10 protein-coding genes, 2 pseudogenes and 1 riboswitch are annotated in these 9664 nt (G+C 40.0%); of the genes and pseudogenes, 8 read left to right on the top strand and 4 right to left on the bottom strand.

Translation table 11 applies throughout. From position 1 onward, the window contains the following. Positions 1–17: 17 nt before the first annotated feature. Positions 18–165: riboswitch (FMN riboswitch) on the top strand. 131 nt (positions 166–296) lie between these two features. The 8 genes and pseudogenes from QZ169_RS07650 to QZ169_RS07685 all read left to right on the top strand — a co-directional run bounded on the left by QZ169_RS07650 (position 297) and on the right by QZ169_RS07685 (position 6002). Next, a complete protein-coding gene (locus QZ169_RS07650) occupies positions 297–854 on the top strand; it encodes an ECF transporter S component (protein WP_125351275.1) in 558 nt (185 codons plus the stop codon). Beyond that, entirely contained in the window at positions 844–1494 is a 651-nt protein-coding gene (locus QZ169_RS07655; protein WP_125351250.1) for a phosphatase PAP2 family protein, read from the top strand. The genes QZ169_RS07650 and QZ169_RS07655 overlap by 11 nt, the downstream gene beginning before the upstream one ends. Before the next feature lie 95 nt (positions 1495–1589). Continuing rightward, positions 1590–1898, top strand: a complete 309-nt coding sequence (locus QZ169_RS07660; protein ID WP_125351249.1) for an MGMT family protein — start codon at positions 1590–1592, stop codon at positions 1896–1898. A gap of 59 nt (positions 1899–1957) precedes the next feature. Next, positions 1958–2905: a TIGR01212 family radical SAM protein gene (locus QZ169_RS07665; RefSeq protein ID WP_295505980.1), complete on the top strand. Its 948-nt coding sequence runs from the start codon at positions 1958–1960 to the stop codon at positions 2903–2905. Then, on the top strand, positions 2899–3450 hold the full coding sequence (locus QZ169_RS07670) for a class I SAM-dependent methyltransferase (protein WP_295505983.1): 552 nt from the start codon (positions 2899–2901) through the stop codon (positions 3448–3450). The genes QZ169_RS07665 and QZ169_RS07670 overlap by 7 nt, the downstream gene beginning before the upstream one ends. Positions 3451–3689: 239 nt before the next feature. Next, positions 3690–4305: pseudogene (locus QZ169_RS07675) on the top strand (TetR/AcrR family transcriptional regulator). Continuing rightward, complete coding sequence (locus QZ169_RS07680; protein ID WP_295505985.1) at positions 4286–5239, top strand: ABC transporter ATP-binding protein; 954 nt, start codon at positions 4286–4288, stop codon at positions 5237–5239. The pseudogene QZ169_RS07675 and the gene QZ169_RS07680 overlap by 20 nt, the downstream one beginning before the upstream one ends. Beyond that, entirely contained in the window at positions 5226–6002 is a 777-nt protein-coding gene (locus tag QZ169_RS07685) for an ABC transporter permease (RefSeq protein ID WP_002923574.1), read from the top strand. Before QZ169_RS07680 ends, QZ169_RS07685 begins: the two co-directional genes overlap by 14 nt. Positions 6003–6545: 543 nt before the next feature. Here QZ169_RS07685 and QZ169_RS07690 read toward each other — a convergent pair. The 4 genes and pseudogenes from QZ169_RS07690 to QZ169_RS07705 all read right to left on the bottom strand — a co-directional run. Continuing rightward, positions 6546–7310 carry a class I SAM-dependent methyltransferase gene (locus QZ169_RS07690; RefSeq protein ID WP_295505987.1) on the bottom strand — a complete coding sequence of 255 codons (765 nt, stop codon included), beginning with the start codon at positions 7308–7310 and terminating at the stop codon, positions 6546–6548. Between the two features lie 118 nt (positions 7311–7428). Next, positions 7429–7803, bottom strand: coding sequence for a hypothetical protein (locus QZ169_RS07695; protein ID WP_295505989.1), 375 nt, complete (start codon positions 7801–7803; stop codon positions 7429–7431). A gap of 111 nt (positions 7804–7914) precedes the next feature. Further along, on the bottom strand, positions 7915–9477 hold the full coding sequence (locus tag QZ169_RS07700) for a beta-carotene 15,15'-monooxygenase (protein ID WP_295505994.1): 1563 nt from the start codon (positions 9475–9477) through the stop codon (positions 7915–7917). Then, positions 9474–9664, bottom strand: a pseudogene (locus QZ169_RS07705) (molybdenum ABC transporter ATP-binding protein); the annotation flags it as partial. The pseudogene QZ169_RS07705 and the gene QZ169_RS07700, both read right to left, overlap by 4 nt.

The raw sequence follows: 9664 nt of genomic DNA on the forward strand, positions 1-9664 counted from the left end.
TTTTTTTGTTATGATAATGATGTCTTCAGGGCAGGGTGAGATTCCCGACCGGCGGTAATTTTTGGATTGGAGTTTTTTTCTCAATGTCAAATCAAGTCCGCGAGCGCAAGCTGATGTGGTGAGATTCCACAACCGACAGTATAGTCTGGATGGGAGAAGACGAGAGGCAGTGAAGCATTCTTGCCGTTTAATCTTTATTTAAGGGCTGAGCCTTATACTAAATAATCATTAGCTGACAAGCTTTTTTCAGTGGCCTTTCCGGCTTCTCTAATTTTTATAAATTGGAGGAACCTGTGATGACAAATACTCGTAAGTTGGCGATTGTAGCAGTTTTATCTGCTCTATCATTTCTACTCATGCTTTATGAGATTCCGTTGATAACTGAGTTTCTAAAGTTGGATTTTTCAATTATTCCGATTTTACTGGCTTTGGTAGTCTTGGATCTAAAAAGCTCTCTAGCAGTGCTCTTGATTCGCTCTGTCTTAAAGCTAGCTTTGAATAATAATGGTGTAGGTACTCTAATCGGTCTACCCATGAATATACTAGCGGTAGCAGTCTTTGTATCTGTTTTTTCCCTCTTGTGGAAAAAAAGGAAGAGCTTGTTTGACTATGTAAAGGCTTCCTTGGCAGCAACACTTGGTCTAACGATTACTATGATCATTCTAAATGTCATTTATGCTGTGCCTCTCTATGCGAGGTTTGCTGGTTTTGATATTAATAAGGCATTTGGTCTTTCCAAGTATCTGCTGACCATGATTGTCCCTTTTAACCTATTAGAAGGAGTAATCTGGGCTCTCGTCTTTTGGCTAATATACAAACTCTTACAGCCCGTCCTAAAACGCTATGAAAAATAAACAATCTTATCTAACAAAGGGCTCTTTTGCCCTTTTACTTTTCGTCATGCTAGGCTACATGGTCAAGTTTTATCCTGAGCAGCTGACCAGTTTTGATACCCCGATTCAGACCTGGTTGCGGGGAGACTTGCCTGCAGCTTTGACGACTTTTTTCAAACTTGTAACCAGTGTGATTGATCCGATCGGGATTATCATCTGGGTTTCGGCTCTTGTCCTTTTTTTCCTTTACAAAAAATGGAAGCTGGAAGCTGCCTTGCTAGCGGGAAATCTGGTCTTACATGGGATTTTGATTAAGCTGATTAAACTCGTTTACCAAAGAAGCCGGCCCAGTATTTCGCATTTGGTCAAAGAGGGTGGTTACTCTTTCCCGAGCGGACATTCCATGGCCACAGCCATTGTTCTTGGGACCTTGATTATCATTGTCCAGCAACGGATTCAAAACCAAAAAATCAAGCGCTTGGTACAAGGTTTGCTCTTGCTCTTTATCTTCATGATTGTGGCTTCCAGAGTCTATCTGGGCGTGCACTATCCGACAGATGTAATAGGAGGAGCCTTGATGGGCTTTGCCATTCTCAATATCGAATTTCCCTTTTATGACAAGCTGCGCTTTCAGTGGCGTTTCAAGGGAAAGCAGAAATAAATAGAGATGAGAAAGGTTGGCTTTGCCGGCCTTTTTGTCTTGACAAAGAAAGTCTCTTTCTTTAAGATAGGAGCAAACTAAATTAGGAGGTTAGCATGTCCAATTTAAATCAAGAACTCATCGATGCTGTTTTGGCATTAGTAGATAGTATTCCCTCTGGGCGCGTGGCGACCTATGGCCAGCTTGCCCGTTTGATTGGTCGGCCAAAAAATGCCCGCTTGGTGGGGAAGATTCTCAGTCAGTCTGAGCTTTATGGCGGCAAGCATCCTTGCCATCGGGTAGTCAATGCGGCAGGACGCCTCGCACCAGGCTGGGAAGACCAGAAATACTTGCTTTGGGCAGAGGGAGTAGACTTGAAAGCCAATGGCTGTGTGGATTTGAAAGTCTATTTGTGGGAACGGTGAATTCCTTCTTTCTTTGTGAAAGAGGGAATTTTTGTTTCTAAACTCTTTTTTGTGGTAGAATGAAAGGTATGAAATCTTACAATTCTTTGAATGATTATTATCGCAAACTTTTTGGTGAAAAGACTTTTAAGGTGCCTATTGATGCGGGCTTTGACTGTCCCAACCGGGATGGAACCGTGGCGCATGGGGGCTGTACTTTCTGTACCGTTTCGGGTTCTGGTGATGCCATTGTGGCGCCGGATGCGCCCATTCGCGAGCAGTTCTATAAGGAAATTGACTTCATGCACCGCAAGTGGCCTGATGTTCGCAAGTATCTGGTCTATTTCCAGAACTTCACCAATACCCATGAGAAGCTTGAAGTGATTCGTGAGCGCTATGAACAGGCCATTAACGAGCCTGGCGTCGTTGGTCTCAATATCGGGACTCGGCCTGACTGCTTGCCTGACGAGACCATCGCCTACTTGGCTGTTCTGTCTGAGCGTATGCATGTGACTGTGGAACTGGGGCTTCAGACTACCTATGAGGAGACTTCGGACCTCATCAATCGTGCCCATTCCTATGAGCTTTATGTGGAGACGGTCCAGCGAGTTCGTAAGCTGGCTCCCAAGGCGGAGATTGTCTCTCACTTGATTAACGGCCTGCCGGGTGAGACTCATGAGATGATGTTGGAGAATGTCCGCCGTTGTGTGACGGATAATGACATTCAAGGGATCAAGCTCCACCTGCTTCACTTGATGACTAATACCCGTATGCAGCGGGATTATCATGAGGGGCGACTGCAGCTGCTCAGTCAGGAGGAGTATGTCTCCATCGTCTGCGACCAGCTGGAGATTATTCCCGAGCATATCGTCATCCACCGTATCACGGGCGATGCTCCGCGAGACATGTTGATTGGTCCCATGTGGAGCCTCAATAAATGGGAAGTTCTCAATGCCATCGAAGCAGAAATGCGTCGCCGTGGCAGCAAACAAGGCTGCAAAGCAAAGGAGCAGAGATTCGTATGTTAAGACCCTTACAGATGGCCCATGCCTTTTTGGCAGAAGTCGTGACCAAGGAAGATATCGTGGTGGATGCTACTATGGGCAACGGACATGACACCCTCTTTCTGGCTCAGTTGGCCAAGCAGGTCTATGCTTTTGACATTCAGGAGCAGGCTGTGGAAAAGACCCGCCAGCGCTTGGCAGAAGCGAATTTGGATAATGCCCAGCTAATCTTGGCTGGACATGAGAGTCTAGACCAATACACAGACCATTTCAAGGCTGCTATTTTTAATCTGGGCTACCTGCCTTCAGCGGACAAGTCTGTCATTACCCGACCTGATACGACGCTGGAAGCTTTGGAAAAGGTCTGCCGGGGCTTAGAAAAAGGCGGCCGAGCAGCTATCATGATTTACTACGGGCATGATGGTGGAGAGGTTGAGAAAGATGCGGTGCTAGACTTCGTCAGTCAGCTGCCTCAGCAGGACTTCACCGTTGCCCTCTACAAGACCATCAATCAGATTAACAATCCACCTTTCCTGGTCATGATTGAGAAATTGAGAGAAGGAACTTGAGATACAATAAGGATACAGAGAGAAAAGCCAGATAATAGGAGCTTTCAGTACTGTATCCTTATTTTTTAAATCGTGAAAATCGAATAATTAGGTCTAAATGAAGAGAATTGAGGTGTGTATAAATTTAAAATCTTATATTTTCTTACATAGAAGATATAAGACTTTTGACATTTTTCAATTTATATGATATCCTATGACTGTAAAATCAAAAAACGTCACAGAGTTTTTAGGAGGAAGTTATGGCTACTGCTTTTACTAGCGAAGAAAAAGAAGTTATTAGAAAGAAATTACATAAAGTTGCAAAGGAATGCCTTCAAAGATATGGGGTTAAGAAAACCACAGTTGACCAAATGGCAGCAATGGTGGATATCTCCAAAGGTTCTTTTTATAATTTTTATTCTTCAAAGGAAATGTTATTTTTTGCGGTCTTAGAAGAATATCAAATAGATGTTATGAATCACCTGACAGAACAATTAGGTATGGAAGTCAAGATAGATACAAATCGTCTTGTACAGTTACTTTATGATTTTTATCAAGATTTTCGCTATTCATTTATGTATACCATATTTAAAAATCATGAAATGGAATTACTCATAAGAAAATTGCCGAAAGAGGCGATAACAAATCATCATCTGATAGATGATAGGATGGTAAAAAAAATTGTATCCCGAATCAATATTAGAGAAAATGTATCGGTAGAAATCGTCTCTGCTTTATTTAGAACGATTGCTATGACTATATTACACATCGAGGAAATCGGTGAAGAACAATTTGATACTACATTGAAGTTAGTCATACAAGGAATTGTTGAGCAAATTACTAAGGAGGATAGGTAATGGTGAAAGAAGCAATTAGAACCGCAAACCTTTCTAAAAGATATGGAACAAAAAATGTTGTCAACAACTTGAATCTATCAATAAAACCTGGTGAAATAGTAGGGTTTTTAGGACTGAATGGTGCAGGGAAAACAACGACGATGAGAATGATGCTAGGATTGATAAAATCTACATCAGGAGAATGCTATATTCAAGGAAAAAAGTTAGATCTGAATAATTTAGAACTTCGAAACGAAATAGGTTATATTATTGAGACGCCTTATTCTTATCCGGATTTAACGGTGAGAGAAAATTTAGAAATAGTTAGTAAATTAAGAGGGGTTAATAAAGATAATATTGACTGGGTAATTGAAAAATTAAAACTAAAGCAATATGAACATAAACAGGAGAAGCATCTTTCTTTAGGAAATGTTGCGCGTTTAGGAATTGCAAAAGCGATTATTCATAAACCTAAAATTCTAATTCTTGATGAGCCGACAAATGGATTAGATCCTTTTGGAGTTATTGAAGTGAGAGAACTGTTAAAGGAATTGGCGAATCATCTAGGTACAACTGTTCTTATTTCAAGTCATAATCTAGAGGAAATATCTAAAATTGCTACTAGGATAGTTATTGTACATGAGGGCAGACTTATAAGAGAAGTTGAAAGCAATGAATTAGAACAGTACTTAGAAAAGAGGTTACTAGTAAGTGGATCTAATAATAAGGCCATGAAAGAAGTATTATCTAACCATGGCTATCATGTAAACATTCAATCAGACACAGAAAATAATATCGATTTCTTAGAACTAATTGATAAAAAATCTGTGGAATATCCGGAAGAAATTGCTACATTGCTGGTTAATGCAGGTTATCCACCCAAATCGCTGGCTGTTGAAAAAGAAGATTTAGAGCATTATTTCTTAAGAATACTGAATGACTATAATGGAGGTGTTTCGAATGAAAAAGCTTAGTTCCTGTATTTTAATTGAATGGAGAAAGTTAATAAAATCAAAACTTTCCATCGTAACTGCTTGTTCTATCTGTTTAGTTCCTTTTATTGTTGGCTTGTTTGCAACTATGATGAAATATCCAGAGAATTTCAAAAATCTTGGATTGATTTCTGCAAAAATGGAAATGATGAGGATAACAGACTGGTCGTCGTACTTAATGACCGTATCACAAGTCATTTCTGTTGGGGGATTGCTCATTTTTGGATTTACAGCATCTTGGTTTTTTGGTAGAGAATACTCTGATAAAACGATGATAGACCTATTAGCACTCCCGATAAGAAGAGATACAATCGTATTATCCAAGTTTATCGTTATTGCTCTATGGAGCTATATTCTATCAATTTTTGCACTTTTGTTAGGATTATTAGCTGGCAATTTGATTGGACTTGAGGGTGGGAGCTTAATGGTGATTTTCAAAGGTATACTTACTTTTGTTTTTTGTACTACTCTTACGATCGTACTCTCTACTCCAGTGGCTTTTTTTGCTTGTTTAGGCCGGGGCTATTTGTCTCCATTGGCATTTATTATTTTTACTATTATTTTTTCTCAGCTTGGTTCTGCTCTTAACTTTGGGAAATACATTCCATGGGCGATTCCTGCACTCGCAAGTGGTATTGCTGGAAAAGCGCTATTGAATTTTGGGAGCATTGTCAGTTTATTTGGGGTAAGTATTCTAGGTCTTATCGCAACAATAGCTTGGTGGAGGTATGCTGATTACGATTAAAGTGAAGTGATGAAAATGCTAATAACACAAAACTAAGTCTTATTCATTTCCATTCAAAACAACCCCTCCTGTTCAGATTGAAAAACAAGAAGGGTTATATTATAACAATCGAAAGTTTTGGGGGAGAGGGGACTATGTGAGTATCGTTGGCCTAAACGAAAAGATAGTTTTTAAATATATAGGCGATTGGGAAAAATGACCTTGCCTTTGATAAGTTAAGGTCAAAGCGTTCTCAGATGGCAGTTTTAGAATTAAGATAAAAGCCTGTTTTTACGGGCATTAGTCAAGTAATCATAGCATTAACCTAAAAGAAGTTCAGCGAACGTCTTTAGACGTCGCTAGAGGGAAACGGCTTATAGCCGGTGTACAAGCCACTCGTTTTCACGGGTGGTTATGATTTCTCAAAATGAGCAAAAAAACAGTAAACCTTTGTGATTTACTGTTTTAAAAATTTTTCTATTCAATTAGACAAACTGGGATTTTTAGATTTTAACCCTTAAGGAAAATAAAATGGGCTATTCTCCTGAAGTATGTTCTATAATATTATAGTTTAATGCAAAGTGTAGCGATATAGTCATTTCCATAGCGTGATAATCTATGTCTTTTGTCACACGATTCATAAAAATCTATCATAGCGAGACCATTTTTGAGTTGTCCTCTAATCTGAGTTTCTAAGGTATGGCTAAATTCATATCCATATTCTGGATTGATGGTTATCTTGCCTTCCTCTTCAAGCTCTTTTGAATTAAAAGGTATTGAAAACTTTAAAAGTAATTCCTCATCGGGTTTGTCCCATACAATGTCAGCATCATACATGTATATCCAAGGATTCATAAATCCGACCATTAACAGTCCACCCTTTTTCAATACTCGAGAGGCTTCTTTATACATGTTTTCTAAATCTTCTATATACACATTTGAGACCGGATTAAAAACAATATCAAAAGTTTCATCTTCAAATGGAAATGGTTTTGTCATATCGCCTTGAACTGTATTGATTTTTAAGCCTTCTCTTTTAGCAACCATATCATCTCTTTGTAATTGTGATTTAGAAAAATCCATTATGGTTACATCATAACCTTTTATAGCAAAAACTGGCCCCTGCTGTCCACCGCCACAAGCTAAACCTAATATCTTTTTTCCGTTTGCTTTTTCAAACCATTCTTTTGGAACTTTTTTCCCAACAGTTAATGCAACAGAAATTGGATTATTTCTAACTTCTTCTAATTCTTCATGTGTCAATGGCTCAGTATAGTCATTTTTTACATTATTCCATCTATCTTCATTTAATTTTATATAATTGTTCATCTTATAATCTCCTCGTAATTTTATACTATTTCGATTTAAGTTGAATGTGTTGCCATTACATTTTTCTCACCTCTACAAATTCCAATTTGACGCACTGTAGATGATCCTCGCTTACATACTACATCTGAAATGCTGTTATCCAAAAACATATTGCAGCTATAAGTGAAATCGGAGTCATTACATATTTTTCTTTCTTACTTTTTGAAATCATGTTCATAATCGTATTCAAGGATAGGTAAGCGGCAAAGAAGAAACAAATATATTTAGTAACCTTGAAAGACAGCCACAGGGGAAGCAAACCTCCAGCTTGCAAAATAATGATCATGGCAAAAATTTGAATAGCCACCGAAACGACTGCCGCAAGTCTAAATTTCTTAGGTAAGATTTTATGTTGTCCCCCCATTGTAAATTCGCCCAAAGGCAGACCGCAAGCAACAAGAACTGTCATAATTGCTATAACTCCAAATAATACTGCACCTAATATTGAAAACATAAATCACTATTCTCCCTTCGTAAAATATAAAAAGTTTCAGTTACAAATTCAACTTTGTGTCACTTAATGTTCCTATAAAATTATAAGAAATTCTTATCAAGTGTTCAAGTTTTATAGGTCTTTCTCAAGCTGGTCTGTTGATTTCCCTTTTCCTTTGTTCTTCCACCAATCGCTCAGATCGACTAAGGATTGAGCGGCGGAAGGGATGAGAAGGAGGACATAGATATAGACATACTGGCTCTTGGTTTCCCAGAAGAAGTGAAAGAGGCCGCCCCCCAAGAGAAAGATGAAGGGATAGAGGTCAAAAGGCGTCAGCCTTTCCTCGGCGACGAAAAATTTATGCAGGATAAAGAAACAGGAGAGCAGATAGATGCTGGCTAGCAGGGTCAAGAGCAGGAAATTAACAATCTGATAACCCTTTCTTTCCTCATAAATACTGCGCAGGACAGCTGGCTTCATATATTGCTGGCGTTCAATCTGCGGCCCGGTCCAAATGGACTGAAAAGTCGGCTCAGTCCAGGTAGACTTGACCTTTTCGTAGAAGAATTTGAGCGCATAAGCAGGATGCTTGCTGAAGTGAATCAGGATATCCTTCAAATCCCGAGTGGCCATTTCTGTAGCCAAATTTTCATCGTAATTGTTGCGCTTGAGAATCTTGGTATTGTAGGCATCGTACCAGCCTCCCAGGCTCTGCCGATTAGGATCGTCCCGCAGGCCCATAGTGATGTAGGCGATTTTTGGGGTACCAACACCAATCTTGCCCCCAATCAGCTGCTCATAGTAGACCGTCAGTCCCTTGTTTGAAAGAACGATACCGGCTAAAATCAGGATGATGGCTAAGGGTTTCTTCCAAGACCATTTATAAAAAATGGATAGGAAGTAGACGCCGATTAGCATAATGGCAAAGATAATGTAGTTGTTGCGCAGGAGGCAGGCCAGACTGATGCTGGCAGCTCCCAGCAAAGCATAGAGTAAGTTTCCTTTCTGGTCCAGCTTGATAAAAGCATAGAGACTGAGCAGACAGAAGAAGAGCCCGGGAATGGTACCGTAGACAAAGAGGACGAAAAAGAGCTGTGGTAGAAAGAGAAAAGTCAGCAGAATCGTGTATTTCTGGATGATTTCTCTGGCATTGAGGAGAGCTGTAATCTTGTAAATCAAGAAATGACTGAGTAAAGTCCAGACGACATTCATGCTAAAGGCAAACTGAGTCGTCGGAGAAATAAAAGCATAAAGTCGTTCCAGAGTCATCAGTCCTAGCTGATGAGGATTGCGATACATGTAGCTTCCGACGGTCGTCAGTGAGCTGTAATCTCCTCGGTTAAAGGCTAGCGCTGCATTGAAAACGTGCTTGGCGTCAGCTCGGATGCGTCCATCATAGGCCGTTATCAGAAAAATCGCTGCTGCTATAAAGATGAGGGACAGAATCCAAAAAAGATGCTTGGTCTGAACCTTTTCCAATAGGGGCCGGATTAAAAAGAGGCTGAGGAGAAAGAGCAGGAGGATAGGGTAGAAATACCAAGGATTACTGACGAATTGGACCCCCTCAGCAATCCTCAAAGGGATGTAAGTATGGGAAAGGAGAATCTGCCCGGACAGGAAAAGCAAGGCAATCGCAGTCATGGTTAGAATCAGAAAATAGCCCAAATTGAAGATTGTGTTAGAAAATTGCTTCATGAGGACCTGACCTCCACCTTGACGAAATAGCGGCCTTCTCCTAGCTCAATCAGCTCGACTGGCTGAGGATAGAAGCGATCCATGACCTCTTTTTGAAGAATGTCTTCTTTAGGACCTTGGGCTATGATTTCGCCTTCTTTCAGGAGCAGGACATGATCCATAGCTTCAGTAATTTCTTCTACATGGT

Origin of the sequence: uncultured Streptococcus sp. (assembly GCF_905372115.1) — a bacterium.
In the GTDB taxonomy this organism is placed as follows: Bacteria; Bacillota; Bacilli; order Lactobacillales; family Streptococcaceae; genus Streptococcus.

Bases quoted from the DNA above. Each gene is read 5' to 3' on its own strand.
- QZ169_RS07695 (WP_295505989.1), bottom strand. From the start codon at position 7,803: ATGTTTTCAATATTAGGTGCAGTATTATTTGGAGTTATAGCAATTATG.
- QZ169_RS07665 (WP_295505980.1), top strand. From the start codon at position 1,958: ATGAAAGGTATGAAATCTTACAATTCTTTGAATGATTATTATCGCAAA.
- QZ169_RS07660 (WP_125351249.1), top strand. From the start codon at position 1,590: ATGTCCAATTTAAATCAAGAACTCATCGATGCTGTTTTGGCATTAGTA.
- QZ169_RS07670 (WP_295505983.1), top strand. From the start codon at position 2,899: ATGTTAAGACCCTTACAGATGGCCCATGCCTTTTTGGCAGAAGTCGTG.
- QZ169_RS07680 (WP_295505985.1), top strand. From the start codon at position 4,286: ATGGTGAAAGAAGCAATTAGAACCGCAAACCTTTCTAAAAGATATGGA.
- QZ169_RS07690 (WP_295505987.1), bottom strand. From the start codon at position 7,310: ATGAACAATTATATAAAATTAAATGAAGATAGATGGAATAATGTAAAA.
- QZ169_RS07655 (WP_125351250.1), top strand. From the start codon at position 844: ATGAAAAATAAACAATCTTATCTAACAAAGGGCTCTTTTGCCCTTTTA.
- QZ169_RS07650 (WP_125351275.1), top strand. From the start codon at position 297: ATGACAAATACTCGTAAGTTGGCGATTGTAGCAGTTTTATCTGCTCTA.
- QZ169_RS07700 (WP_295505994.1), bottom strand. From the start codon at position 9,477: ATGAAGCAATTTTCTAACACAATCTTCAATTTGGGCTATTTTCTGATT.
- QZ169_RS07685 (WP_002923574.1), top strand. From the start codon at position 5,226: ATGAAAAAGCTTAGTTCCTGTATTTTAATTGAATGGAGAAAGTTAATA.